The 24,245-nt window shown below is 58.4% G+C and carries 28 protein-coding genes; 23 read left to right on the top strand and 5 right to left on the bottom strand.

Features of this window, described 5'->3' with window-relative positions; translation table 11 throughout:
• The first annotated feature begins 496 nt into the window (after positions 1-496).
• The 9 genes from LXE91_RS39670 to LXE91_RS39630 all read left to right on the top strand — a co-directional run bounded on the left by LXE91_RS39670 (position 497) and on the right by LXE91_RS39630 (position 6,030).
• On the top strand, positions 497-1,051 hold the full coding sequence (locus LXE91_RS39670) for a hypothetical protein (RefSeq protein WP_135370867.1): 555 nt from the start codon (positions 497-499) through the stop codon (positions 1,049-1,051).
• A 26-nt stretch (positions 1,052-1,077) separates the two neighbouring features.
• Positions 1,078-1,323: a hypothetical protein gene (locus LXE91_RS39665; protein WP_046543720.1), complete on the top strand. Its 246-nt coding sequence runs from the start codon at positions 1,078-1,080 to the stop codon at positions 1,321-1,323.
• A gap of 160 nt (positions 1,324-1,483) precedes the next feature.
• Positions 1,484-1,810 carry a hypothetical protein gene (locus LXE91_RS39660; RefSeq protein WP_070162829.1) on the top strand — a complete coding sequence of 109 codons (327 nt, stop codon included), beginning with the start codon at positions 1,484-1,486 and terminating at the stop codon, positions 1,808-1,810.
• Positions 1,811-2,307: 497 nt separating this feature from the next.
• Positions 2,308-2,697 carry a hypothetical protein gene (locus tag LXE91_RS39655; protein ID WP_069301944.1) on the top strand — a complete coding sequence of 130 codons (390 nt, stop codon included), beginning with the start codon at positions 2,308-2,310 and terminating at the stop codon, positions 2,695-2,697.
• Positions 2,698-3,022: 325 nt separating this feature from the next.
• Positions 3,023-3,427: a hypothetical protein gene (locus LXE91_RS39650; protein ID WP_070162830.1), complete on the top strand. Its 405-nt coding sequence runs from the start codon at positions 3,023-3,025 to the stop codon at positions 3,425-3,427.
• A 716-nt stretch (positions 3,428-4,143) separates the two neighbouring features.
• Positions 4,144-4,500, top strand: a complete 357-nt coding sequence (locus LXE91_RS39645; RefSeq protein WP_200904312.1) for a hypothetical protein — start codon at positions 4,144-4,146, stop codon at positions 4,498-4,500.
• Between the two features lie 20 nt (positions 4,501-4,520).
• Positions 4,521-5,147, top strand: coding sequence for a hypothetical protein (locus tag LXE91_RS39640; protein WP_046543716.1), 627 nt, complete (start codon positions 4,521-4,523; stop codon positions 5,145-5,147).
• 1 nt (position 5,148) lies between these two features.
• Complete coding sequence (locus LXE91_RS39635; protein WP_046543715.1) at positions 5,149-5,625, top strand: hypothetical protein; 477 nt, start codon at positions 5,149-5,151, stop codon at positions 5,623-5,625.
• Between the two features lie 51 nt (positions 5,626-5,676).
• Positions 5,677-6,030 (top strand): hypothetical protein, encoded by a 354-nt coding sequence (locus tag LXE91_RS39630; RefSeq protein WP_046543714.1) that lies wholly within the window; start codon positions 5,677-5,679, stop codon positions 6,028-6,030.
• A 464-nt stretch (positions 6,031-6,494) separates the two neighbouring features.
• Here LXE91_RS39630 and LXE91_RS39625 read toward each other — a convergent pair whose 3' ends face one another.
• A complete protein-coding gene (locus tag LXE91_RS39625; RefSeq protein ID WP_046543712.1) occupies positions 6,495-7,583 on the bottom strand; it encodes a P-loop NTPase family protein in 1,089 nt (362 codons plus the stop codon).
• Between the two features lie 335 nt (positions 7,584-7,918).
• Between LXE91_RS39625 and LXE91_RS39620 the strand changes: the two genes are divergently transcribed.
• The 6 genes from LXE91_RS39620 (at position 7,919) to LXE91_RS39595 (ending at position 14,467) form a co-directional block, all read left to right on the top strand.
• Entirely contained in the window at positions 7,919-8,809 is an 891-nt protein-coding gene (locus LXE91_RS39620; protein WP_046543711.1) for a hypothetical protein, read from the top strand.
• Between the two features lie 219 nt (positions 8,810-9,028).
• Positions 9,029-10,261: a hypothetical protein gene (locus LXE91_RS39615; protein WP_135370866.1), complete on the top strand. Its 1,233-nt coding sequence runs from the start codon at positions 9,029-9,031 to the stop codon at positions 10,259-10,261.
• 150 nt (positions 10,262-10,411) lie between these two features.
• Positions 10,412-10,834 carry a hypothetical protein gene (locus LXE91_RS39610; RefSeq protein WP_046543710.1) on the top strand — a complete coding sequence of 141 codons (423 nt, stop codon included), beginning with the start codon at positions 10,412-10,414 and terminating at the stop codon, positions 10,832-10,834.
• A 234-nt stretch (positions 10,835-11,068) separates the two neighbouring features.
• The gene (locus LXE91_RS39605) at positions 11,069-11,890 is read left to right on the top strand and encodes a hypothetical protein (protein ID WP_046543709.1); all 822 of its coding nucleotides are present in this window, start codon (positions 11,069-11,071) and stop codon (positions 11,888-11,890) included.
• Positions 11,891-12,041: 151 nt separating this feature from the next.
• Positions 12,042-12,311, top strand: coding sequence for a hypothetical protein (locus LXE91_RS39600; RefSeq protein WP_143274582.1), 270 nt, complete (start codon positions 12,042-12,044; stop codon positions 12,309-12,311).
• Positions 12,312-12,532: 221 nt separating this feature from the next.
• Positions 12,533-14,467: an adenine nucleotide alpha hydrolase family protein gene (locus LXE91_RS39595; RefSeq protein ID WP_046543986.1), complete on the top strand. Its 1,935-nt coding sequence runs from the start codon at positions 12,533-12,535 to the stop codon at positions 14,465-14,467.
• A gap of 44 nt (positions 14,468-14,511) precedes the next feature.
• Here LXE91_RS39595 and LXE91_RS39590 read toward each other — a convergent pair whose 3' ends face one another.
• The gene (locus tag LXE91_RS39590; protein ID WP_046543708.1) at positions 14,512-15,750 is read right to left on the bottom strand and encodes a site-specific DNA-methyltransferase; all 1,239 of its coding nucleotides are present in this window, start codon (positions 15,748-15,750) and stop codon (positions 14,512-14,514) included.
• Positions 15,751-16,049: 299 nt separating this feature from the next.
• Between LXE91_RS39590 and LXE91_RS39585 the strand changes: the two genes are divergently transcribed.
• The 7 genes from LXE91_RS39585 (at position 16,050) to LXE91_RS39555 (ending at position 21,616) form a co-directional block, all read left to right on the top strand.
• The gene (locus LXE91_RS39585; RefSeq protein WP_069301943.1) at positions 16,050-17,252 is read left to right on the top strand and encodes a hypothetical protein; all 1,203 of its coding nucleotides are present in this window, start codon (positions 16,050-16,052) and stop codon (positions 17,250-17,252) included.
• Between the two features lie 150 nt (positions 17,253-17,402).
• Positions 17,403-18,671, top strand: a complete 1,269-nt coding sequence (locus LXE91_RS39580) for a site-specific DNA-methyltransferase (RefSeq protein ID WP_052760112.1) — start codon at positions 17,403-17,405, stop codon at positions 18,669-18,671.
• Between the two features lie 106 nt (positions 18,672-18,777).
• On the top strand, positions 18,778-19,461 hold the full coding sequence (locus tag LXE91_RS39575) for a hypothetical protein (RefSeq protein ID WP_046543706.1): 684 nt from the start codon (positions 18,778-18,780) through the stop codon (positions 19,459-19,461).
• Between the two features lie 172 nt (positions 19,462-19,633).
• Positions 19,634-19,939 (top strand): hypothetical protein, encoded by a 306-nt coding sequence (locus LXE91_RS39570; protein WP_135370865.1) that lies wholly within the window; start codon positions 19,634-19,636, stop codon positions 19,937-19,939.
• Positions 19,940-20,109: 170 nt separating this feature from the next.
• Entirely contained in the window at positions 20,110-20,316 is a 207-nt protein-coding gene (locus LXE91_RS39565; protein WP_046543704.1) for a hypothetical protein, read from the top strand.
• Positions 20,316-20,837: a hypothetical protein gene (locus LXE91_RS39560; RefSeq protein ID WP_046543984.1), complete on the top strand. Its 522-nt coding sequence runs from the start codon at positions 20,316-20,318 to the stop codon at positions 20,835-20,837. The genes LXE91_RS39565 and LXE91_RS39560 overlap by 1 nt, the downstream gene beginning before the upstream one ends.
• Before the next feature lie 125 nt (positions 20,838-20,962).
• A complete protein-coding gene (locus tag LXE91_RS39555) occupies positions 20,963-21,616 on the top strand; it encodes a hypothetical protein (RefSeq protein ID WP_046543703.1) in 654 nt (217 codons plus the stop codon).
• 135 nt (positions 21,617-21,751) lie between these two features.
• Here LXE91_RS39555 and LXE91_RS39550 read toward each other — a convergent pair whose 3' ends face one another.
• The 3 genes from LXE91_RS39550 to LXE91_RS39540 all read right to left on the bottom strand — a co-directional run bounded on the left by LXE91_RS39550 (position 21,752) and on the right by LXE91_RS39540 (position 23,297).
• Entirely contained in the window at positions 21,752-22,027 is a 276-nt protein-coding gene (locus LXE91_RS39550) for a hypothetical protein (RefSeq protein ID WP_046543702.1), read from the bottom strand.
• A 178-nt stretch (positions 22,028-22,205) separates the two neighbouring features.
• Positions 22,206-22,466, bottom strand: a complete 261-nt coding sequence (locus LXE91_RS39545; protein WP_135370864.1) for a hypothetical protein — start codon at positions 22,464-22,466, stop codon at positions 22,206-22,208.
• Positions 22,467-23,012: 546 nt separating this feature from the next.
• Entirely contained in the window at positions 23,013-23,297 is a 285-nt protein-coding gene (locus tag LXE91_RS39540; RefSeq protein WP_046543700.1) for a hypothetical protein, read from the bottom strand.
• A 413-nt stretch (positions 23,298-23,710) separates the two neighbouring features.
• On the opposite strand from LXE91_RS39540, the gene LXE91_RS39535 reads away from it, so the two are divergent.
• Positions 23,711-24,211, top strand: a complete 501-nt coding sequence (locus LXE91_RS39535) for a hypothetical protein (RefSeq protein ID WP_046543699.1) — start codon at positions 23,711-23,713, stop codon at positions 24,209-24,211.
• Positions 24,212-24,245: the final 34 nt, after the last annotated feature.

Raw genomic sequence — 24,245 nt, 5'->3', positions numbered from 1 at the left:
GGCACGCCGAACACACATTTCGGCGCAGTGAACAGCCGTTTCGGCGGGCTGAACACCGATTTCGGGAAGATGAACACGCGTTTCGGAACGCCGAACACCAATTTCGGAATACCCCGAAACTGTTCGACTTCAAGCGAAACGGCTGTTCACCTTCCTCCGGAAACCCTGTTCGACTTCAACCGAAATCCGTGTTCGGCTTCGCCGAAATACGCATCTCGACGACGGCCACGTTTTCTTCGATCTCGATGTTCCGGAAGGGGCCACGAGGGAAGAGATCACTTCGCTCGCCGACTTGGCTGCATGGGAGATGTGGTACGACGTTGGCCGCACGGACTGCCGGCGGGTCCCTCCGAAGTTTCCTAACTACCCGATCGAGGTGAGGTTCGTTTCGGTGTGGGAGGAGGGAACGACGAGGTCGCGGGCAAAGCTGGACCTTGAGTCTGGGTACGTCTTCGCAATCAAAGCGTCGGATCAGGGCGATCAGTACAAGAAATTGTTGGCCGAGACGATTGAGGTGGGCTCCAAGGCTCTTTCGGTTTCAAGGCGGGACGGCGTCCGCTACTTCGTAAGCCCCGAGGATCTGGGCGAGCTGAAGGTGCAGCGGCAGCCCTCGTGCGAGCCCGGTGCCATCGTTGAGGTGGCCTTCCATGGTGAGATTGCCGTCGGAGCGGTGAAGGCTCAGATCAGCGCCTGGAACGGGGCGGTGGTTAATGTCGCCGGCACGGACTACGGTTTCCACCGCCTGCAGATTGGTCGGACGATGACCTCCAAGCTGCTCGCCGAGAAATACCCTGCAAAGGGATCAATGCCTCATCACCTCACGTATCTTCTGTACCAGCTGCGAGAGACCGAAGTTGGCCGCTTGAGCCGTTCGAGCGAGGTCGCTGTTGCTGACCTTCAGGATCTCGATCGCGGCGCGAGGGCCGTGGTTGCCTCGATGTTGTTCGGGAAGTGCAGTAATGATGCGCGTAATTTCCTGCTGAACGACGAGCATTCGCACGTTCGTAGCTGTGCGGCGATCTCGCAGTCTGAGCTCGTGTCCGCAACCTAACCGCACGGCACATAAAGGAGAATCTGGTGACCTACTCTGCAAAAGATGAAGTCGTAGCGATCCTCGCTGGATACGTCACTACTCATCCCGATCTCGAGATGGTGCTGACTGACGTCGAAGCGTGGCGCAAGGCGGCTGAGGTCGAGCTGGCGGCGCGCAATCTGGGCATCGTCAAGGCAATGTCCGTCGAGGCGCTCCATGCAATCGCAAATGGGGACATCGATATGCCGGCCCTCTACGCTGAAGCTCGTGAGACTCGAGGGTCCCCGTAACTCATTGAAAATCAGCTTCACCGAAGAATCGCCCGCCGTACCGGCCGCCTAGGCCGGCGGCGTGGCGTTCAACGGTCGTGTGACTCGGCAAGGCACTTCCGTCTTCCCGAGCAATCCGCTCCCTCCTTTACCAATCCCTAGTGGATAGAAGGAGAACGTAGTGAATCGTACTGCTCAATCGGAATTTGGAGTTATCTCTGTTTCGCTCGACGTAGGTCCGTCGTATCAGGCCTATAGCCGCGGCGAGCGCTGGAACGGCTGGGAGTGCCCGTACTTCACGATCGAAGAGGCGATGAAGCTTTTAGACCATCCGTATCTCCACGGTCTCCGCTACGATGCTGAGAGCGACAAATTCATCATGGCCGATGGTGACGGCGAGGATTTGTACCAGAGGGTCTTTGCTGCTGAGGTTGTGCGTGTCGACGGCAACCCGATCAAGGTGTATGCGATCGGTGCATGCGGGTGGTGCTGGAACAAGGCCGACTGAGAAAACTCTGTATGCAACATACGCCCGCCGGCAATCGAAGAGGTCCGGCGGGCCCTTTCGTTGACTAACTCGAGCAGGTCAACGCAGGCGTCGACTGTAGATTAAATTGAGCGGACTGCCGGCATCCTGTCGGGGCAGTCCTTTTTGATGCACGCGTCGATCGCCTGAACGTGGCGGCCGTTTGAGACCTCAGCAGTAAGGGCTGCAGAGGCGGCAGATGCAACGGCCGGCCGGTGCGCGGAAGTACCAAACGGAAACCCGCGGGCGATCGCCTCGAGGAGGTGCTGATTCACAATCTGAGGAAATTTTGCGCTAGAGGTAGTGGCATCTCAGTTGATGCCAATCTGAGCAGCTGCATGGCAATACCTTCGTGTACGGTCAGCACACCGGCGATTAAATTCGACAGGGTCGAAGGTCATTCTGCAGAGGTTGGCGCTGCGCCGTGGCAGCCCGCCGGCAGGCGTGGAAGGTCTCCGGTTGACAGGATAGCGGGCGCCATGTTGGCGCGCAATGGCCCAAGGAGCATTTTGAACGAGGAGAGGGGTGAAACTTTCCATCGCTTTGCCGTATACATAGGTGATGGCGCCCGGCGAGTACGTTGGGCCAACACAAAGAGTGAAGAAAACGTGAGCGGGATCGAGATGTGCCAAACACCGGGCGACGAGGCTCCTGCATCGAAGAGCTCCTTGATGATGTGGGTGATCTACGACAACCCGCTCGACACCCCGGGGGCATTTGTCGCACGGAAGTTCATTTCGACGGAGCCGACGGGTGAAGTGCGGGCTGCGTTGAAGATTGAGTATCTCAGGAGATTGCTTCCGGACGGCCTGGTTCGAATGACGCCCGACCCGCGCGATGATCGCGCCGTGGTGGAGGTGTGGTTTTGAGAGTGACCTTCACGCGACCGGGTGAGCGAGTCGCGGCGGTAAGAGGTCGCAGTCTTGGCGCCCCGACACCTTCAACTGCAGGCAAAGGGCGTCGAGAACTAAACGTAGATGGGAGGCCGCAAGTATGGATCCAACTGTCTTCGATGCGGTGCGCTTTCTCGTCAACCAGGCACGTCTCACAGGAATTGGGAGCCTAGCGGCTCTGCGCTCTGATGCGATCGCAGCGGGATTCGTTCCCGACGATGTGGACACCGCGATCGCAGTCTGGGCGGGGTACGAGCGCGGCAAGTGCGCGCCGCCAGTGAACGATTAAGTGGACCACGGGATGGATTACAAGGCTCAAATCGAGCGTGGTATCGAGTTACTGATGCTCTGCGGCAATCTGCAGAACCAGAACGATGGCGTCGATCGGGCTCTGCCTTTTGGGACCGGAAAGGGAAGCGTCTATGACCAATTTGCTTCGGACCTTTCCGTTGCAGTTTCATACATGAGCTCACTGTATAAGCTGATTCCCCAGATGCTCAGTCTCGGTGAACTCGGCAGAAAGCTTGCCACTGAAGGGAAGCTATCGGTCGACTATGGTGAGGACTATTCGACGGCCGCGCTCGCATTTGTCCTACGCGAGTACGGAGTGAGCGGCCATCCCGATGCGAATCTAGCTGCGCCGGAATGCTCAGGACAGCGTGTTTCGGACAAGGGGGGATCGACCGATGGCGGGAGCGGTTCATGACCAACTTGTTGTCCTTGGCGCGAAGTGGCAGAAGCGCCAGGGATTCTCCGTTGTGGCGACAGAGCTTGCCGTGAGGGGAACGGCAGAACAGGCTGACGTCATCAGCTTTAGGTCATCCTGCTCGTGCCTGATTGAGGCGAAGGCTTCGCGATCGGACTTCTTGGCAGACGCGAAAAAGCCCCATCGTGCAGCCGGCGGATTGGGTGTGTATCGGTTCTACCTCTCACTCCCCGGTGTGATTGAGATAGAAGACCTTCCACCCCGATGGGGACTGCTCCACGCCGTAGGAGACGTGGTGGTGGAGGTGCAAAGACCGACGGGCAACATGTGGCCGCCCTATGGGGCGTCCACTGGCGACTGGCCGCTGTTTCAGCACCAGCCTGACCAGGCGGCTGAGGCTGCAGTGTTGTTCTCCATTGCGCGGCGGCGTTCTCGGCCGCGCTCGGTGGAGCGATACGAGCGGGACCTGAGGGAAGTTGCTCGGGAGCGTGAGCGTCTTGCCAGGCGCGCTGACGATCTGGAGGCGCAGGTCCGCGAGCTCCAAGCCCTACTCGCCGCAACTCACGTGCAGAACGGTCAAAATCCCGCGCTCGTCGGCAAGGAGATCCGTCGGAGGCTCCCGTCAGTTGGCGAGAGCGAGGGGAGAGTGCGAACCACTGCCGATCAGCCATGATTTCCCGGTTGCTCGATCGGTACAGATTGTCGGGTACGAGATAATGGCCACCGAAATCGATGAGCTGCTTGACGAGATGTCGGAACACGAAGCGCGGGCGCGATTGGGTAATCGATTCGCCTATGCTGTGCGCCTCGGCGTTGCCTACTGTGCTCGGTGCGCGACCGAGGTGCGAGGTGTCGGCGAGCTAGAACAGTTCGCCGCTTACAGGACCGCGATGAAGGTCGCTCGTTTGATGGCATGGATCGATGGCCATTTCGGACCGGAACCGTGCACCTTCAACGGGGATGGGACGCTCACTGTTGCCGCGGTCGCATTCGACGCATCTGGGCGCCGGTTTGTTGAGCGGGAAGTGATCCCGGCGACTATAAGCGCGGCGCGGGACCTACTTGGGTACTGAGGACTATAGGAAGAACGAAAATGCACGATGACGACGCAAAGCGGAACGACATGAATGACGACGGTGTGCGCGACTGCATAGAGTACATCGTCGAATTCAGCGGAATTCGCTTCGAGTTCGTGAGAGTCTTGATGGTGCTCAGCACCGATCTCAGGAATGAAATTCATTTTTGGGGACTGGAAGACCCCGAGATCGCTGCGAAGGTAGTGGACGCCGTCGCGCTTCACATCTTGGATCGACCGTGTGCGACCGTCCGGAATGCAGATGATTTCGAGGTGTTTGTCGCGGAGCTTCAATCGGCTGCACGCGCGATGGGGCTTGAAGTTGTAGAGACGGCGAGGAAGCCGGGCTTCGTCCCCGTGGGAGGGAATTCGAGCAGTAGCGTCGTGCAGCTACACAACACCGTGATTCTCGGTGGAGACCAGCCTTCCCTGATGGACAGGTTGACGAACCAGGAGCGGGCCGATCTGTTCGCGTGGAGCACGAAGCAAACACCGGTTCAGCCTAGCGGCTCGGTGAATCTGATGACGTGGCCTGGATGGTCCGATGTGATGAAGCGTCTCGAAGGCGATTCGAATGAGGCATGGCGTGTCGCGCTCGATGCAGTCGACCGCGCAAAATCAGCTGGGGACAAGGAGGGCGAATAGCATGACGATTCAGGACGATCCGGACAAGAAACTGCCGTTCTGGATGAAGCGCGTAGACGTTGCTGTGGACGGGAAGACTGGGTCCGAGCAAAGGCGGGTTATTAAATGGCACCTGATCACGGTTCCGGTACTTGCATTTGTCGTGCTATCGGTGTCGTTCCGCCTCGTTTCGAATCAGTGGGATAAACAGAGGCGAGTCGACACCCTCAGCACAGGTTGTCTGGCCACCATTGATAAGGCGATGCCTGCCTTCAATGCGCAGTACCCGCACATCAAGGCCAAAGCGACGGAAGTATCGGTGAACCTCGCGGAGCAGCAAGGTGGGGCGTATATCGGCTCGTGCGCTGTGAGCATGGAGTTTCGGATAGGTGATCGGACGTTGGGCAAGGAAATCTGGGGCGTTAGTGACACGGGAGGCGTGCTTGCGATCACATCGAGCTCGTTTATGGGAGACCAAGTTGATCTTCGAGGCAACTAGGTGCTTTGAGCCGCCGGCCGAAGTCCTCTACCTCGGCCGGAAAAATTGAACATGGGCCGAGTGCTTGATCGCCTTGTCACCGTCCTGGTTAGGGGCGCCGAAGTCTGTGACGTCCGTTCCAGCGAGCCTATCGTCGCGGCATGGAAGCGTGCTCGACGCGGGACGTGTGTATTCCTGGTCTTTGGCTTCCTGCTCATGCGGGCCGCGCTCTACATCGTCCCTGAGTCGCCGGCAGCTGAGGCGAGTGCGCTGGCCGTTCTAACGGTGACGTGGCTTTATCGCGCTGCTGCGGCGGTCATGGTAGCGGCAGGTGTCGCATGGGTCATCAGCCTGTACTTCTTCGTCCGCTATGTTTGCATCACGATATGGCCTGAGAAGTTTGCAGACCCTTCAAATTCTCGCTGAGAGCGGATTGATCGCGTGCTCTCGAGGATATTTGAGAAGTGTCCAAAATGACGTTTAGCCGATGGTTCGAAACCCAATTTGGTTGCCCGGTGCCTAGCGGCCTCACGGAATACCTCACCGAGCATCCGTCAGGTGCAGAGAACGGGTATGGTCCGCGGCTTTGGACTGCCGAAGCCATTCAGGAGGAAACGGACGACCGGCAGCTCGCGAGCAATGGCGTATGTATTATCGGCGCAATCGACTCCTTAAGTCACATCCTGTTGCGAGCGCGCGATGGAAGGGTCTTCATCGTTGATTCCAGGGATCCACGGTCGGTGGATGCGTGCTTCACTGATCTTGGAACAATGATTTCGCTTCTCATGCTTGAGTAGGCGCTGCCCGCGTGGCTGGCGGGCGACTTCCTTGTAGTGCTTACTTCGCATAGCTAGGCCTCCACCAGCGCCGGTTGACCGGCTCAGCTTGAGCTATCTGTTGCCGCCATCAAACTTTGCATCGACGAAAGGGACACCCTCTCCTTCGGCATCGATCGCGCAGATTCTGGCAAACGCTGCCTGCAAGAGGATGTCGCGCTCGGCGCCGTGGAGCAAGTGATGGGTTGTTCCGGCGATGCTGAGCATCATCGAGTCGTTGTCGGGACGGGGGCGATCACCTTTCGCTGAAGCGGATTGGAGGCTGGCGGTCGCCACCTGATCAGGAGGGGAAGTGAGAGCAGCTATGTGCCTCATCAGGTCGTCCCGCTCAATGATCTCCGCCACCCGCGGCGATCCGGAATTCTCCATGTGGACAAGGACGTCCACTCCTTCGCGGACGTAGTTGAAGCCACGGACCCCGAGTACTCGGACGAGGAGCGCGAGAGCACTGTCGACGCTTGTGGCATGAAGTGTGCCGATACCGCCTCGAAAGCGCGACCACGAGAGCAGAGCCTTGAGGAGATTGTTCTCCTGAAGATCGTCAACGGCCAGTCGACGCTGGCCGACATGAGGGATCCCGCCCGGCCAACACTCGTCTCGGACGTAGCGCGTCACGTTCGGCTGGTGGCTCGACCCATCGTGAGCGACCTGGGAAAGCGCAAACTCGTGCTGCGGCGACCGGATCGCCATCTCATTGAGGAGAGCGTGAAACACAAGACTCTTACCTGCGCGAACAGCGCCGGTGACAAGAATCGTTTTTTGCGCGCTGAGGCACGTCAACAAGCGATCGCGCTGTTTGGCGGTGAGAATGCCATCCGCCTGCAGGGCAGCGAGCGAACTAGCCATAACCGGAGCAGTCCGAAACACATCTGAGGCTCCAGAGAGGTCAATACTCCATTGCATTGCGTCTGGATATCCGAGTTCGGATAGACGGCGCCGCATGTCCTCGTAGGAGAAGACAAAGAGGCACTGGCCACTTCGTTCCGGGGCGGCAAGCTTTGAAGCGAGAGCAGCGAAATTGCTTTGCCCAACTGCCCGCGCCAGCGCTTCAAGCACGTGGGTGTGCCGAACGGATGGCAACTGCAGGCGGGCGACACGTTTCAGCTGATTGAACGTGTCCTTGGAGAGGAAAACGGATGGCATGACGAGTCCTTTTGCTCAAGGTCTACATACCGGCGATTCCATGCAGACCTGACAAAAGGTCGTCGTATGAAAGAGGAGAAAGCCGCCTGTTTAACCCGCCGGCAGGTTGGGATGGCATCCTGCGATTAGGCTATCAGAAATCGGACGGCGGGGCGAGGAGCACAGGGGCCATGGCGTGGCTCCCTGCCGTGCTATATTCTCGACTGTCGTTCAATCGGCATTCCCCGGAACTTTAGATTCCACCTCAGTCTGGTTTCCCTACCTTCGCGGTTGGAAAGCCAATGCGGCTCGACTCCTTTACAACAGCCCCGTGCGGGCAATTCTAGGAGTAGCCCATGACCAGCAATTTCGATCTTTCCGCAACCGAGTCGGCAGCCACCAAGCATAGTGATGTCGGTTCGGAAGCTCCGGCCGCGAGCATTCCCGAGTCTGTCCAGTTCTACGTCAAGTCCGCGCTGAATGCGTTACGGCGCCACGAGGCCGCCCTCGACGGCGTCCAACGGGCACGTGGCAATGGACATTTCCTGGCGCTCGAACTGAAGGACCGGGCGGAGCAGATTAAGGTCGCACTTGATAGGCTTGCGGAGTTTCGCGCGGAGGCCCTCGAGCACGAAGTCGACGGGAACGCATTTATCCAGCAGTGCGGTGGCGTGCCGGATCTGTCGAGATTCGGATACCTGATGCCGGAGGCGTCGGATTGGTGCGAGCATGAATTCGCGTTCGACTGCAACCTCTCGGCAACGATCCGGGTTAGGGCCGGTTCACTGGAGCATGCTCAAGCGAATCTTCGCGAGGGGATGGCCGCCGCATCCTGCAACGCTGGCGCATGGCCGAACGGCGATCCGATCCTGTTCGAAGCCAGTCTGTGCGTAAGTGCTGTCGTGCTAAGCGAGTTGGACGGGGAGCCGATTGCAGTCAGTGTTCCGGCCGGTGTCGATATCTATCGAAGGCCGGACGCAGAGGGTGCTGCGCTGTTCTTCGCGGAGCTGCTTGCGTCGGTCGAGACGCTGGGCGCGATTGCGGACCAGTACGGACTTAACACTCTCACCGACCTGATGTACCTGCATAACGCCATTCTCACGGGCAACGTTCTCGAGGTATGGCCGGGCGAGAGCGAGGTCGAGAAAGTCCTCCGGGAACTTCCATCAGCCGATCGATGGCTGAGGTCCACCGAACACGGAGGAGACTGGAAAACGCACTGCGTCGCAAACCGCGTCAAGAAGTAGTCCATTGGGGCTCATCTTGTCCGCCGGCCCACTCGTTGGGTCGGCGGGTGGGAGAGACGCTTGTAGGTCTCCCGTGCTATATTGCTCGCAGTCGTTTAATCGGCATGTCTTCTGGGCTGCGCCCGCCTCAACTCTCGAGCTTTTCCGTCCGCCTGGACCGAAAAGCCTCCATGGCTTCTCTCCCTTATCAATAGCCCCTGTGGGCAAGTGGAGATGACCGTGAATAGCAATATCCCCCCGAAACTCGTGAAGGTGCTTTTTCTGTACAGCCAGAGCACGATTCCGCCTGGCTGCCGCAAGGCCCGGACGGAAGTGAAGCGCGACGGTGAAATCATCGTCGAGATTGCCTCTCTGACATCGGCTGACGCCCCTGTTGCCCTCAAAGCAACTGGCAACTCGCAGGGGGGTGACTGGAAAGTGGACTACCGGTGGTTCCAAGGACAACTTTGGGCTGCAGTGAACACCAACATCGACGGGTCACCTTCCGCTCGCACTAGCGGTGGTTCGGACTTCAGATGGCCTTCGATTCCCGACGTCATTGACATCCGACGGGAGTACTTCAACGACTTCAACCTCCTCGGAACGGTGCCGCAATACTCGGTCGACGGTAGGGAGGAGACTCAGGCTGCAATTCTCGCTTGGGCGAAAACCGAGATCGTTATTGACGGGGACACCTACAGGCCGACGTACGAGCGTTGTTATGAGATCGCAACATTCGGGCTTGGTGGCAATTTCGGCGGGACCGCAGTGTTCTCGTCGTCCTCCGGTCGTGGCGGTCGTCAGTTCAGCTTGCTCGAGCGAGAAAGGGTACTCGAAGAAGCGACGGAAGTCGCACGCACCCGCGGCGATACCCGCAGCCTGCCGATGACGGTCAATGGCGACGTCAACTGGGAAGTGCTCATGCCAGAGGTGCTCACTGTTCGTGCCGGCCTCAAGTCCTATCGCGTCCATCTGAACGCCGTGGTACGTGTGCCCGTCGAAATCGATGCTGCTGGCTCCCAGCTCGAAGCGATCGACTTGGCGACCGAGCGGGTAGATCTCTATGGCATGTTCGGCGGACAGCAGTACGAGTACGCAGAGGAAATTGTCAGCGTCCTCGTGGACGAGGTTGGCGACTCGGATCATTTGAACTCTCGGTTCTATGACCCGGGTACGCGCCCGGAGCAAGCAGCGTGGGTTCTTGAGAAGGCTACTTCGTTCCCGCGTGGCGCAGACCTGTCCAGGGAGATCGGATTCTTGGAAGAAGGGCGCGAGCAAGGGTTCCCGCGGTCGGCTGAAGGATATGCCGCACACGCTGCCGTAAAGGAACTCGCGGGAAACTGGGCTGACGCGCTTCGCGATGGCTACAGCGGTAATCTTCTCTCGGACATCGACACTACCGTGGCGCTGCTCATGCAGTTCAAGGAACGCGCGAAGGCAATCCTTCCGCCGCAGGTAACCCAGGGCGCCTAAGCCGCTCCGACGTACGGGGCTCCCACAGCGCTGCCCCAATGGGGCGCGCTGTTGGGACGCCGCCACTGAGGCTTCCGACTCGACCTCGAGCCGAAAGCCACTTTGGCTTGCCTCCATTTCAAAGCCCCACGGGCACCAGGAGGAAAACCTATGACCGACCAATTCGACCGCGATATCCGGCTCATCGACGAAGAGATAGCGAGACTGAAAGAAAAACGCGTGACCCTTGTCCGTGGCCGCAAGAAATGCCTCAAGCTTGGGCAGCACGACGGGGTACCTGTCGGTAGCGCTGGCAAACTTGTCACGCTCGACGGTCGGCCCGTCACCGCGACGTATGAAAAAGTCTATGGAAAGACCGGGCTTTCGAGTGCTACGCGTATGCCCGACGGATCGCTCGATATCGACTACGATCACGAGGGCAGCCGGTGGTTCTTGGACAGCCAGCTCACAGTGACGAACTCGCTCGACGAAATTACATTCCTCGACGAGGACGGTGAATTTGTCGACGAAAGCCAAGTAAAAGTCATCTCTCTCGAGCGTGGCGCCGACGCGGGCGAGGACACCGCCAGCTGACTTCGCTGACTCTGTATGAACGTGCCGTCGCCGTCGTCTCTCGTTGCTTCACGGAGAGGGCGGCGCGGTCCTACTGAGGCGAAAGTCGTTTGAGGGACATTTGCCGTTCGCACGGCAGCACCGCTGGCGCGGTATCCACCATGACCTCCTCCAAGAAGCTTTCCTGTCGCACGGACCGGAAAGTACCTGCTTCTCTCCTTTAGACCGTCTCATCGAGACATCAGGAGAAGAACGATGAATCGCAAGCAATTCAAGATGCCGTTCAGGTATTCAGTCTTCCATGGCGAGGGCAACTGTGACAATCAAACTGACAATCTGCGGGAGGCGCTCCACATCCGCACCGATCTGAGCGCGGACGGGCACCGGCCCGTGTACATCGTGGATAGTGACGGCTGCACGGTCGATGACGACTACACCGCACGGATCTTCATCAACGTACGCCTGACCGGTGAGGCTGCGAGCCACCCGGACGACCTAAACGCGGCAGGCCTGTATCACGTCACCTTCGACTCTAAAGTGAAGGCGCGCGACGGACTGCTTCGAGAGGAACTCGCAGAGCTCGCGCTCAAGATCTTCGATGCGCACCAGGGCATCGAGAGGCTTCCGGAGTTTGACATCGAAGTCCTTGACGCTTTCGGCGTCGTCTTGACTCCCGAGAGTGACTTCGACGATTTCGGGCCGGACTATGGGCACGTCCAAAAGATTGGCGAGCCGCTACTTCAATCGCGTCAACACAAGACAACGGAGAGCTTGATCACGAAGCTCGGAACCGCTCGTCTCGAGAACCAGGCGCTGGTGAGTGCGCTGACTGAGGTCGAAGCGTGTCTTGACGGGCTTGGCGTCGCCGAATCGATCGACACGATTGTCGGCGACAACGTTGACTGGGTAACGCGTGCGCGATACCTGACCGCGGTGGCACTCGGTCGACGCAAGTCCTACCCGGAACGAGAATCGGTGGCGCTCTGGGTGGGCGATCGTTACTCAACGGATTTCGAGGCGTCGACCCCGGAGATGCGGGAGAAGTGGACCCAGGAGTACATCGCGCTGCACCCGTAAAGCGACGGAAGTTTTGCTGCTCCGTGCGGTGGTCACCAGCCTCATCGGCAGTGAATCCCGTCCGCCCGACACAATTCCACAGAAATAATTTTACCGACCACGCGGGGACGCGCTCCCTGCGGGGCGCACCTCGCATACCGAGGAGATCATCATGATTCACGCAACAGAAGTACGCCTGGTTGAAACGGAACGCAGCCCGGGCCGCTTGGTAACAGAGGAGGGGAGCTGCCTCGCCTTGGTCTACCTGACGGAGGATGGAAGTCGGCGCCGAACGCCCGAGAGTGAGGAGTATGCCCGTCGGCTCGTCGCTTGCTGGAACGTATGTGTTGGCATGAGCACGGCGGATATCGAATCGTGGGCGGCCGAGAACAAACGAAAGCGCGCAGACCTGTCGGAGGACGAGGCTCTCGCATCGTCGTGAACTGAAGTCGGTATGGCTCGCGACTTGCAATCGAACTCGCAATAGAAATACCGCAGCATCGAATCTTGCGTCCGCCTTAGCCATTGAGGCTAGCGGACGCAACGATTGGATTCACCAGTAAAGGCGAAATTCCAACACTGCTTCGCACTGTGTTCCCATCACACTGCAGAGCGCTTGAGCTCTCTCCATTTACGAGCCAGATACTGGCAATGGAGAAAGACATGAACCAGCAAACAATCAGTTTCTTTCAGGAAGTCGCCCCGCAGGCGACAAGCGTCGAAGAGAGGATCGCTCGAGCAACGAAAAATATCTCCCGCTTGTTCGTAGAAGGTAAGCCAGCCGTTGTTGCCTGGAGCGGGGGAAAGGACAGCAGTCTCGTTCTCGCCATTACGTTGCATGCGGCAACAACTTACATCGAGACACTGAGGGGCAGAAGGCACACCCGTTACCGACCTTCGGAAAAATGCGACGCCCCTTTCTTGCCCGCGTTGCGTGCATGGAGAGCGGTCCGGAAGTCGGTCTACGTCCGAGCAAGCTTGGGGCGCCTCAGAGACCCTTTCATCGTCGCGATGACGTCGGATACCTTGATAGAGAATCCGTCCGTGATTGCGCACATTCGATCGGAGTATGCGAAAGTCGAACAGTATTCGGCTGATGCTGGAATACGGGTTGAGACACATATTGTCACGCCGCCCCTGTTGAGCACGTGGCAAGTTTCCATCCTGAGTGGCCGGGCGATTCCAAGCTACGCAGGCATGAAAGGTGATTGCACAGTCTCGCTCAAAATCGCGCCAGCGAGGTCCTTCAGAAGAAAGCTGTTTCGGCGCCTGAAGCATGAGGGTTGGGGGACGCCGGTGACGCTGTTGGGCACTCGGTACTCGGAGAGCAATCGACGATCGGCAAACATGCGTCGGCGCGGGGAACGCGCGGACCGACCTGTTAGAAACAAGGACGGAGAGTACGTACTCAGCCCGATCTGCGATTTCGAAACCGACGAAGTCTGGGAGGCATTAGCCTACTACGGGAGCGGTGTGTGGCCGAGTTACTCAAACTTCGAAGACACGATGCGCATCTATGCTGATGCGGGAGGGACGTCATGTGCCGTTGTGGCCGACGCGATCTTTGAAGGGAGCTCGAGTAAATCCGGAAAATGTGGAGCGCGATTCGGTTGTCACATGTGTCTCCAGACTGAGGATAAGTCGCTCGCAACTATGGTTGACTATGACCCGCAGTATGGGTACGCAAAAGGACTTCTCGAGCTAAACGAGTACCTTCGAAATATTCGGTACGACTGGTCGAGGCGCAATTGGATTGGTCGAACGATTCGCGGCGGATACATTGCGATCGCACCGGATACACTACATCCAAGGGTCCTGAGAGAAGTGTCTCGATTCATGTTGCAACTTGATCATGACGAGAGGCTTCGGGCTCATCGGGCCGGGGAGAATCCGCGATTCGAACTCCTCCCGATAGAGATCATCGTTGCTTTGGATGCAATCCAGTCGCTTTACGGGGTTGCGAGGCCATTCAGTCTGTGGGCCGATTTGAGGGATATTCAATCTGGAGGTGTCAGATACGATATCCCAAAGATTGAAGCCGTCCCGGAAACTCCGCTTCCTGAATCCCGATTTTTGTACGTTGGCGAGGAATGGGATGAGCGGCCCGATTCTGCTTTCACTGGGTTACGGGATAGCTATCTGGAGGCTTTAACCGAGGGTGCGTGTCAGCCAGAACTTGTCGAACTTGCGAGTGGGAAGACAGCCTGGAAAGTCGAAACGGGTCAGGCCTTCGAGGTGGATGTAGAAAGTGCCTACATGTTGATGGACTTTGAACTCGAGAGAATGCTCTCGCTCCACGATGGCTACCTGGCTCCGGGTGGAGTAACCTACGGCTACAAGTGGTATCTGCAGTACGGGACGATTCAGTTGTCGCACTCCCAGCAGGCCGAGCATGACGAAGTTTGTCGACGCTCGGAGTTCAAGGATCGGCTTGGGCTTACTTTCGACTACGACCATAACGAGCTCATAGCTAAGTCCGTGGCTTACCGGGAGCTTCCGGAGAGCGCGAAGGCGGCCTGGGTTCACAAGGCGAGATCGCTAAGCAATCAAATGGAAATGTTCGGTCTTGCCGATAATGATTTGGTCGCAACGATCTGATGATCGCCCGCTCTCTTAGGAGAGCGGGTTTTTTTCGATCTTCTTCACACCACCACTGGCAGATTGATCTCGACGTCAGAGTCAGAATTGCCGGTGAAGCGTTCGGCTGCTCCCCGAACATAGTCGTATACGAGTTCAGTTGATGCCCAGCGCCGCCCCTCTTTCTCTGCGGCTAGTCCTGTCGTCATTGACCCACCAAACGGATCGACCACGAGTTGCTCGGCCGCGGTCATGAATCGGATCAGCTTTTGTGCGAGCTTCAGCGGCATCGGTGCGCCGTGCGCTTCAAGACCCAGCTCGCGGGCGCGACGCTTGTACTCTCGTTGACTCGCGCAGGTATTCGGCACGTTGACGACATTGCGCATAATCTTTCCCGCGGTAGGGTTACTGTATGCACCGACAACCTGCCTATGGGCGCCGTCGCTATTGACGCGCGCCTGCTTAACACCACCAGAGGAAACGAACTTGAGGTGCCTCTCGGTATGTGGCTCGAGCTCGCGCCGATTATCCGCTAAGCATTTAAGGGGTTCGTTACAGAACCACAAAAGATACTCGTATCCCGAATGCAACTGCACCCGCCGCTTTGCCGCCCATTCCACAGGGCCGGGCGCCTTGTTGCTCGTCCACACTATTCTATTCATTAAGCGTAGCCCCACCCGGTCACACAGTGCGAGTGTGAGGCGCTCTAGGTAGAGGGACTGGGAAGGTGAGCCCTCTTCAAAAATGTCGGGAGAGACCGACAGAACGACGTTCCCGCCTGGAACAAGATTCTTAACAATCGGCTCGATATGGCGAGTGATGAAGTCGGTGTATTCGGTTTCCGTCGGGCCGCCGTATGCACGATGACGTCGCAGCGGGTAGGGCGGTGAGGTGAGGCACAGGAAGATCGGTTCGTCCCAGGTGGAGAATAGCCTATGCGCGTCGCCCCAGATCGCAACACCAAGGGTCGTTGAAAACGCAATCATTGAGATCTCGGGGCGAATTTTTCGGAGCTTGTGCTTACCTGCCTCCGTCAGTTGCCATACGCCTCGCTCATCAGCGACCCGCTCGAGGAGGCCCTGCGCCTTCAGCGACTGGCAGTGCCATCTTGCTTGCCTTTGCAACACGCTGTGTTGTGTCTGCTTTTCCCCAACTGGGACACGGGCGTTCATTTCCTGGATCGGGATGCCGGCGCGTCCGGCCGCGATACGGTAGAGCTCCTGCATTGAGAGCCGGCCGCTCTCCGGTTGGGCAAATGCGGCGGCGACGTGATCGAACAAGTCAAGCTGGCGGGGCGTGCTCATAGGGCTGATTGCAGGTGGTTGACCATGCCCCTAGGGTAAGTGGGCGGCGAGCGGGTGCAAGCAAAGGGGATGCTAGCTCTTCACAAGGCAGCGTGGAACGGTGGCCTTCAACCTCGACGTGCGATAGAATTCCACCAGCCGTTCGATCGGCATCTACTTCCCCTAGGCTCCGGGCCGGCAGCGGCTGTTCTCGACGCTGCAATCTCAGTTCCTTTCACCACGCTTCAATGAACGTCGTTCATTTAAGCGTTCTCTCATTCTCCTTTTTAACACCGCAATTGCGGAATATCAGGAGAGACATGAATAGCAAAGACCACAAAGCACCGAACGTCGACGGGACTATGTTTGCGGGCACCTGGAATCACATGTTCGGCCCGGGCAGGTTCGAGACCCAATGCCGAATCGTAATCGACGTGAAGGCCCACAAACTCGTCGCGGCGCAGGCGCTGAACGGCTTGAACTGGCTCAACCTGTCGGTGGCAGAGAAGGCAGATCTTTCGGAGTCACTTTTCGAGGGGAACGACGTTAGTTCCGCACCGGCGGAGTTCGATCTCGAGCAGGTTGGGAACCTTCCGGAGTGGGCAATACCTGCTGTCGGTAAAGCCGCTGCAGTTGTCGTTACAGGGAGTACCGACGTCAGATGCTACGGGTTGGCGGAAGGTGAAAGCGCCGACTCGAATGTGATCAACGACGTCCAATCCGGCCCGGCTACCCGCACGATCGAGAGGGCTTTGTGTCGTGGCAAGACTGCGACCGGGCATGAGGAATCGGTCGGGCCTACGGATCGGGACATAGTGGAAGGCGCGGAGCGCATGGCGCGCATTCTGTTGCAGTCCATGGGTTTCGATTTCTTCGGAGAAAGTGTGCGGGCCAGTTCGAACCCTCGCGCCGTAAGAGCGTGGAACGTTGTGGGAGCGTTGCTCGAGGAATACAACGGAACGGACTTGTCCAGCGCAGTTGATGCGCTCGAGGAAGAGGGGTGCAGCCGTGCCCCCGACTGTTCACCGATTGCAGCGTTCGAAGCAGGGGTCTCCGCGGCCCTCCAGGAGGCGAATGGATTATCGGTCGTGTTCAGCTCGATGCTGCAAGATCGGACGCGCCAAAACGCCGTATATCACGCTCATTCGGGTCAGCGGGCAGCAATCGTCGGAGTCGGGATCACGCCCGCCCAGGAATCGGGATGGGACGAGGAGTCCTTGCCGTTCGTGAAGATCCGTTTCCAGGACGGCGTTGAACTTCCGGTGTTTGGCGAGGAACTGTTCAGCCACGACGATCGTTTCTTCGCGTTGTGCTCAGCAGTGTTCGGGGGATACGGCGCGGCCCGGGACGTTGCTGACGGCTTTGCGGGTCCGTATCACCTGGCCAGAGACGGCAGTATCTCCGACAAGGAGGCGTTTCTCGCAGAGCTGAAGGTGATGGGGCCGACGTTCACATGCGTCCAGGCGCCCTGGACACCGAGCGAGTTCCGTGTGGGTGACTCGATCCCGTCGACGAAAAGCTGAGCCAATACTAGCAATTTGAGTTCGCCGCTACTTCCTCAGGGAGGTGCGGCGTCTCCCAACTCCAACTGTTTCGGTTCGACAGGGCAAGCTGCCTCGTCGAGCCTCCGCTCGAGCTTCATTGGTAACCCGCACAGCGGAATGGAGCGAAGCATGAAAGGGAAAAAAAAGGAGTTGGGGGCTGCGCAGTCAAGCCGGCTTGCACCTCAGGGGCAGTTTGTCTTGCCGATTCTGGATTGTCTTGAGGGAGAGGGTGGGCGATCTCGCACCGCAGATCTTTGCGACGCGGTTGCTGTCAAGATGGGGGTTGACGAGGAGACGCGTCGCGAGGTCATTGAAATCGGAGGGAGGCGGTATAACCGATTCGACCACAGAGTCCGATGGGCCCAGCAGCTCGCCCGGGCGCGCGCGCTCTGCGTTCCGGCGGGAAGAGCCACTTGGGAGTTGACCGGGAAAGGGAGAGAAGCGCTACATCGTGCGGCGCCTGGGCTTGTGATCACCATCTTCACAACGGCAGACGGGATTGCCTTGTATGGCCGGGCGGAAGAGGCGGTCGCGCACATAGATGACCGAAGCGTGCGTCTGCTTTTCACATCGCCTCCATACCCCTTGCTTCGTGAGAAGCAGTATTCGAACAAGGCGGCTAACGAATACGTCGAGTGGCTGTTACGCATCGCTGAGACCTGGCCGAGGAAGTTGGCCAGAGACGGCTCAGTGGTGCTGAATCTCGGCGACGTGATGAATCGTGGGGAGCCGACTTACTCGCTCTATCAGGAGCGGCTGTTGATACGCCTTGAAGACGAACTCGGATGGAAGCTCTGTCAGCGCTTTGCCTGGCAGAACCCATCGAAATTGCCGTCGCCGGCAGAGTGGGTGACGATCAAGAGGGTACGCGTCAAAGGTTCGTTGGAGCAACTCTATTGGCTGGCTCCGAACGACATGCCTTATGCAGACAACCGGCAAGTCTTAGTGCCTTACAGCGACTCGATGCTGAATTTGCTTTCCCGGGGCGGACAGCGAAAAGCGACTCGCCCCAGCGGCCACCAGCAGCGGGACGGTGCCTTCTCGATCGATAACGGCGGAGCGATACCAGGCAACCTCCTGACAATGAGCAACACCGTATCGAACGACCCTTACCAGCGTGGATGCCGAGAGGCCGGTTTACCGGTTCACCCCGCCCGGGCGCCCGCTGGGATGAGCGGTCATTTCATCAGGCTTTGCACCGAGGTCGGGGACACTGTGTTCGATCCGTTTAGTGGTTCATTCCAGACTGGTGCTGAAGCTGAGTCTCTCGGTCGAAAATGGGTGGGTAGCGAACTGCACCTCGAGTACATCGCGGGCGGCGCGATTAGATTCCCAGGCGCCAAGATTCATCAACCGCAACTCCTTCACGAGATGAAGCATCCAGCATCGTTGTTCTGAGTGCCTCATCGTCTCAGCCCCCGCTGGCCGCCACGGCGGCCGGGGGGCTTCCCTCCACGCTTTGCGCCGGGTTGTCGTTGCCACTGCGAGTAGGATAAAATCTGGCGTGCCGTTCATTCGGCAGAGCTTTATCTCTCTCGCCTTCCGCCGTCAGGCTGTCGTTCCCGGGCAACTCAATTCTCAAGATCCAGCCGTTGTGGTGAGTTCGACTCACCTGAGCGCTTTGGCTCGTCTCGATTTTCACGGCCAGAACTGGCATCCGGAGATCGTCATGAATGAGAAACAGAGCATGCGTCCGCTTCAAGAAGCACAGGTCCCCTCCCAGCAGCTTGTTGTCGGAGACCCTGCCGACCGGAGCACCTTGCTGGCAGAGCTGCACCTCTACGAGAGTGCCGGAACGGGAGATCCATGCGACCGGTCGGATGGGATCCGTGAGATTCCCACGAGCGGTGGTAGCGAGATCTCCCTTCACGCCGACGCCTTCGATGGCCTTGCAGTTCGGCTCAACATCGCGCCCACGGCTTGCAAAGTGTCCGAGGTCGCGACAACGGAACTTCTCGCGGAGCTCAGGCGGCGAGGGGCCATGACCGGGATCCATGCCGCGATCGGTGCCCTCTACGATCAGCTCGAGCGGCAGGGCCTTTTGCAGGACGACCGCTGTACCCTCAGCTATCTGGCCAACAGACTGCGCCTCGAAGAAGCTCGCGCATCATCCGCGGACGGTGCGCAGGGGTCCGTACGGTTCTGGCAAGAGAAGATCGATCGGTTAGCCTCACGGCCGGCCGGATAGATGGAGCGACCCACGTCGACCAGCAGGTCGACGTCGTCCTTCGATTAACGTTGGGTCATCCTGTCCCGGATGACTCAACGACACTTCCGCATCGCAGGTGACTCGTGGCGGCTGGAACGAAATCAGCCAGATCTCCCTTTTTCCACGCGTGTTACGCAATGAGGGGATGACCATGAAGCAGGAAACCGACGCGCCGAAGCGCGATCTCACGAATCCGGAGTACGTCGCCGAGTTGACGGCTGGGTGGCAGACAGCACCGGTGTCCATGATTGTCATCGAGTTCAAAGGCACCGGTGACCCCTTCTTTGGGGGTAGTGCTGATGACCGAACTCTGGGTGTCGACGGCCTTGTCCGTACGCCCGGCTCGACGATCGCGACCGCGACTTTCACGTCTATTCAGGATGCCCATGAGGCGGCCCTACGAGTAACGAACAGAAGGCCTGGTTCGATTCTAGGCGTGGCGCCGACGTGGCGCTGACCGCTCGAGCACCTGAACCCTCAGCAACTTTCTGAAAACTTCAGCCTGCCGGCGCCCGAGGGGCGCTGGCGACCCCTTGTCGTTCATTCAAGCAGGCTACTCGCCTGGTTGAGCGAACTACTCGTCTCCTTACCAACGCCAACTTCTTGGCACTCTGAAGGAGAAAACCAATGAACAGCCAATTCCATGCGGCGCCGGCGACTGTAGCGGAGAAGGGGCACCCGTTGAACGAGGCGCAGAGAGACGCGCTTCAGCGGCTCAAAGACGCTTGCACAGCGGCCACCGACAGCGACCTTTTCGTAGAGCTCGTCGGTTACTGCACCAGCCCCGACAGTATCAACGACGTCTGCGATGCCTTAGTTGCGCTGGAGGCATGATGTTCGAACGCCTTGATACGACTGTCGGTTCAGGGACAGAAAGCGGCCGCGTAGAAGTTCAGCGGTTTCGGACGCGAGCGTGGAAATATGCACGAGAGTCGGGCGGCCGTGTGTCGTGCCAGTTTGCGCGGATCATTCGCGAAGGTGCTCGCGCAACACAAATTGCGTATCAGGCGATCATGTCGCGATACAACGGGGAACCGATCGGCATCGAATGCAGACAGAGCGACCGCGACTCATGGGCGTTCGTGTTACCGGAGGCGTCTGGCGGTCTGCCCTGGCGAATCCAACAGTTTGATCGCGATGGTTTTGTAGGGCATCTCTGCTTTGACAGTGTTCCTGAGGCTGTCGAGGCGATGCTCGATATGGGATATCGCACGATCGACGAGGGAGCACTGGATCAAGTTGCCAGCACCGACCGGTGGGCACTTGGGGTTCGCCGCTCCGCCATCATGCAACGTCACCAGGAAGGAAAGATCTCGTACGCGCAGATGGTGGACGAGTTGACTGCAACGGTCTAATCGAGAAAGTCCGTCGGCCTACGGGCCGGCGGTGAACCATACTGAAGGTTCGGCCGGCCATCTGGGCTCGCCGAGCTGCTGCTGACTCCTTTTTGACAGCCCACCGGGGCATATGGAGTAGCTACATGACCAGAAAGAATGAAGAGCAGTTCATCAAGATCGCGGCCGACTCGATCGCGAGTCTACGAAAGACTGACGTGTTCCGTGTCCTCGACACGATACGGTGCGACAACATCGACGGGGTGACACGCTCGGACTTGGCGCGGTATATCACGAAGATGCGACCGGACCTGGTGACAGAGGTCGAAGAGGTGATGCGCGACGAGTTCCCTGGCGAAAAATGGCGAGACGAGGATGCGCTTTCGGCAGACGTTGTGCCCTCGTGCGCAGAGGTCGCGGTTGACACATCGATGACCGCATCACGCGTCCGATCGGCAGCTGACAACTTGACGGTTGCGTACATTGCGATCGCGGCACGGGAAACGTTGAGTCAGCGCACTGTCGACCTTGACGGCTTCAATGGGGAACTCGGCTTCTTGGAAGCCGCTACCGATCACGCACTCTTCGTTGACAGAGTGAGCGATTGGTTTGACGGTAGCGGACATCCCGGTGTATTTGCGTACGACGTCGCGGCGCCATTTGGCGCTGCGTTTGCGAACGCGATGATTGAAGGAAGGTCAATGGAGATTGCGCCAGGGCCGCTTCTTCGTGCGGTGATGGTGAGTTCATTCTATGAACCGACGGAGGTCGACAAGGCAATTGCGGCTGCTCGTCTTTGAGGAGCGACGTCGACAAAGCGCCCGCTTTGCAGCCCCGGGCGGGGCTTGCAAGCGGGTGTTTTCGTTTGCTGGACGCGTCGTCAGTCCACTCAGCAGCGTTGGATCCGGGAGAGCGTTTGCGCACCCACTCGACAATTAGAGCAGCTTTCCGAAAAGGAACGCCGCTAGAAGCGGTCCGAACATCGATTGTTGAGGCCTTGCTTTCACGATCTCACGTGCGATGTGAGCGGTGTGGCCAGATATTCTCCCCGAAGAGGCGGCGAGGTCTTGGAGTAGGCCGACTTGCATCGCAAGTAATTTGTCGGTACCCGTTGGGCTCTCAATGCCCGCGAGACTGCAGATCTGCAGAATCTTTGCTTCCACTTCCTCCTTGTTGTTCACCCTCTTGAGGTGCTCAAGGAAGTCGAGCATTTGCCCGCGATTTGGCTCGCCAAGCAAGAAGTCATCGACCAGTCTATTGAGTGTGGCGGATGACCCACAGATCTCTCTCGCGCGCGCTATTTGATCTTGGCCAGCCGGCCGAATCGAAAGATCAGACAGTACCGGGTCACTCATTCTTCTTTGATCTCCAAGGTTTCTCGTCGCCTAGTCAGGATCTGCTCTTGACGATGATGGTTTCACGGGTGCCATCCCTGTCGCGTGGGTTGGCACTCAGCGATCGCTCACAAGAAATTGTTGCGCCTTTCGGAACTGACACGCTGCCGTCGGCGCGATGCCGAATGGCCTTTGCGTCAACTTCACAATGGCGCAGCCCCGGTCCTTGATCGATCGGCTGCTCCGCGGGAAGATGCTGCTTCAGCACCACGCATGCCGCTGCGAGTAGTAGCGAGATAGCAAAAGTGATGAGCACTCTCGTTCCCGGGCCTCCCATTCGGTGATTTTTTCGGTCTTCGTTCATTGTGTCGGGTGTGACGGGTTGGGTACTCTTCCTTCGGGTGCACTTCAGATGCTGATCGCTTCATGATGCCAATCGGCTCTTCAGGGAGTCTGCCGTGCTCTCGATCGAGCAATTGCAAGCCGCCATGCGAGGCTGGCTAGGAAGAGGATCGCACCGGCCGCCGATAGACCCACCGTCCAGCGCTCCGCAGACACATAGTTGGCATACGCTGCCTCGTCTCTCGGAAAGACAAACACCACCAGGTCTTTCCGAGTCCAGGCCGATGTCACTGTGGTGCCGATGCAGATTGTCATCCCGAGGAACATTCCAGCGTTTAGAAGGCGGCGCTTGAGAGTCCCTTTCATTTCCAGGCTCCGTTGAAATCGCATGAGTTGGTCCTCAACCGTACGCCCGCGGACCTGAGCGGGGCTAGGAGGGCAGACGCGTAGCGGGCATAGACGAGTCTAGAGGGGTAGTCCGTGGGAACCCCTGAAGCGCGTTGGCCTCCATCAATCGCGATTACGTGGGGCAGGTCACGATGGTTCGCGCTTCGTCGAAGAGGGGCTTTTCGGCGTCGCCCGCGGGTACGAAGTGCAAATTCGAGTGGACAATCTTTTCGCACTTGCCGGGTTCGAGCCGGACGAGCTTCACACCTTCCCATGCCTCGCCCGGCACCAGCGCGTTCGGCGAAGCAGACGCGAGATACCCGACAGTTTTCACCTCGCTCATCAGTACAGTCGGCTCCGGGCCGGCGATTGCGATGGTGGTTGTAGCCATCATTATGACTGCAAGGATCGTTTTCATGAAATCACTGCTCCTTATCTACCGAGAAAGCCGAGTCTCGAGGTTACGTGGGACGGACGACATCACGTCCACATGTATATACGGCAATGGAGCGTGATGTTTCACTGGGCTGAGAGAAATATTTATCCTCTGAGCCGCGCGAAACTTTTCCCGTTCGAGCCCGGCCCAGATGGTTGGATCAAGGGCGTGATATATTTCAACTAGCCGTTTGGTCGGCATGCGCCATCGAAATGGGTGAAAAGGCCCGTTCGCCTCTCCGACGCACTACTAGCCCCAGTTGGCCGACTCAATCCCTTTCCGCCCTGTTCTGGGATCAAGACGGGAAGCTACAAATCAAACTTCTGGTTCGGCAGAGCAGTGCCTCCGCCGAGCAGCCCCCTTTGCAACGCCCACTAGGGCATAGGGGAAAAACGATGGATCGCAATATTCTCGTCACCGAGCCGCAATGGAACGCGTGCCGCGTCGTGTTTAGTGTTTCGCGAGACGGCTACCGGACGACGAACGTCGAACTCTCGGGGTGCTCGGCGTGCTTCGACCGAAGCATTGGTCTTGACGAGCAGGCCAGCGCTGCAGTCGCCGAATGGATGAGTCGACAAGAGCGAGTCCACGGCTACCGCTATCAGGACGCAAAAATCACGTACATCGAAGTGACAACTGACGATGGCCGGTATCTAAACGCGACAAAGCGCGGCTGGGACGTACTTGTTGACGCGCACCGCCGCGAGGCGATCGAGCGGGCCGGCTACCGTATCTGCAACAATGGCCTTTCGCACGGCTGGTACGCGCTTCCACCTGGTGAGACGGAGTACAAGAGCGACGAATGCGGTCACAACTATCTCGGCTTCTTCTCGTCCGAAATGGACCTTCTCCTGGAAGTCTTCGAGCTGATCTCGGTGTCGACGACCGCTGATTGATCTTTCACGCAAACCTCAAGGTGATCCTGCCGCT

It is taken from the genome of Burkholderia contaminans (assembly GCF_029633825.1).
Taxonomy (GTDB): Bacteria; Pseudomonadota; Gammaproteobacteria; order Burkholderiales; family Burkholderiaceae; genus Burkholderia; species Burkholderia contaminans.
This window is presented reverse-complemented; position numbering and strand designations above follow the sequence as displayed.

What these genes read in the sequence shown, in the direction of transcription:
- LXE91_RS39630 (WP_046543714.1), top strand. Translation starts at nt 5,677, where the DNA reads ATGGGCCGAGTGCTTGATCGCCTTGTCACCGTCCTGGTTAGGGGCGCC.
- LXE91_RS39535 (WP_046543699.1), top strand. Translation starts at nt 23,711, where the DNA reads ATGGATCGCAATATTCTCGTCACCGAGCCGCAATGGAACGCGTGCCGC.
- LXE91_RS39650 (WP_070162830.1), top strand. Translation starts at nt 3,023, where the DNA reads ATGGATTACAAGGCTCAAATCGAGCGTGGTATCGAGTTACTGATGCTC.
- LXE91_RS39590 (WP_046543708.1), bottom strand. Translation starts at nt 15,750, where the DNA reads ATGAGCACGCCCCGCCAGCTTGACTTGTTCGATCACGTCGCCGCCGCA.
- LXE91_RS39565 (WP_046543704.1), top strand. Translation starts at nt 20,110, where the DNA reads ATGAACAGCCAATTCCATGCGGCGCCGGCGACTGTAGCGGAGAAGGGG.
- LXE91_RS39595 (WP_046543986.1), top strand. Translation starts at nt 12,533, where the DNA reads ATGAACCAGCAAACAATCAGTTTCTTTCAGGAAGTCGCCCCGCAGGCG.
- LXE91_RS39610 (WP_046543710.1), top strand. Translation starts at nt 10,412, where the DNA reads ATGACCGACCAATTCGACCGCGATATCCGGCTCATCGACGAAGAGATA.
- LXE91_RS39645 (WP_200904312.1), top strand. Translation starts at nt 4,144, where the DNA reads ATGGCCACCGAAATCGATGAGCTGCTTGACGAGATGTCGGAACACGAA.
- LXE91_RS39605 (WP_046543709.1), top strand. Translation starts at nt 11,069, where the DNA reads ATGAATCGCAAGCAATTCAAGATGCCGTTCAGGTATTCAGTCTTCCAT.
- LXE91_RS39580 (WP_052760112.1), top strand. Translation starts at nt 17,403, where the DNA reads ATGAAAGGGAAAAAAAAGGAGTTGGGGGCTGCGCAGTCAAGCCGGCTT.
- LXE91_RS39570 (WP_135370865.1), top strand. Translation starts at nt 19,634, where the DNA reads ATGAAGCAGGAAACCGACGCGCCGAAGCGCGATCTCACGAATCCGGAG.
- LXE91_RS39620 (WP_046543711.1), top strand. Translation starts at nt 7,919, where the DNA reads ATGACCAGCAATTTCGATCTTTCCGCAACCGAGTCGGCAGCCACCAAG.
- LXE91_RS39600 (WP_143274582.1), top strand. Translation starts at nt 12,042, where the DNA reads ATGATTCACGCAACAGAAGTACGCCTGGTTGAAACGGAACGCAGCCCG.
- LXE91_RS39555 (WP_046543703.1), top strand. Translation starts at nt 20,963, where the DNA reads ATGACCAGAAAGAATGAAGAGCAGTTCATCAAGATCGCGGCCGACTCG.
- LXE91_RS39635 (WP_046543715.1), top strand. Translation starts at nt 5,149, where the DNA reads ATGACGATTCAGGACGATCCGGACAAGAAACTGCCGTTCTGGATGAAG.
- LXE91_RS39640 (WP_046543716.1), top strand. Translation starts at nt 4,521, where the DNA reads ATGCACGATGACGACGCAAAGCGGAACGACATGAATGACGACGGTGTG.
- LXE91_RS39560 (WP_046543984.1), top strand. Translation starts at nt 20,316, where the DNA reads ATGTTCGAACGCCTTGATACGACTGTCGGTTCAGGGACAGAAAGCGGC.
- LXE91_RS39540 (WP_046543700.1), bottom strand. Translation starts at nt 23,297, where the DNA reads ATGAAAACGATCCTTGCAGTCATAATGATGGCTACAACCACCATCGCA.
- LXE91_RS39550 (WP_046543702.1), bottom strand. Translation starts at nt 22,027, where the DNA reads ATGCTCGACTTCCTTGAGCACCTCAAGAGGGTGAACAACAAGGAGGAA.
- LXE91_RS39655 (WP_069301944.1), top strand. Translation starts at nt 2,308, where the DNA reads ATGTTGGCGCGCAATGGCCCAAGGAGCATTTTGAACGAGGAGAGGGGT.
- LXE91_RS39625 (WP_046543712.1), bottom strand. Translation starts at nt 7,583, where the DNA reads ATGCCATCCGTTTTCCTCTCCAAGGACACGTTCAATCAGCTGAAACGT.
- LXE91_RS39585 (WP_069301943.1), top strand. Translation starts at nt 16,050, where the DNA reads ATGAATAGCAAAGACCACAAAGCACCGAACGTCGACGGGACTATGTTT.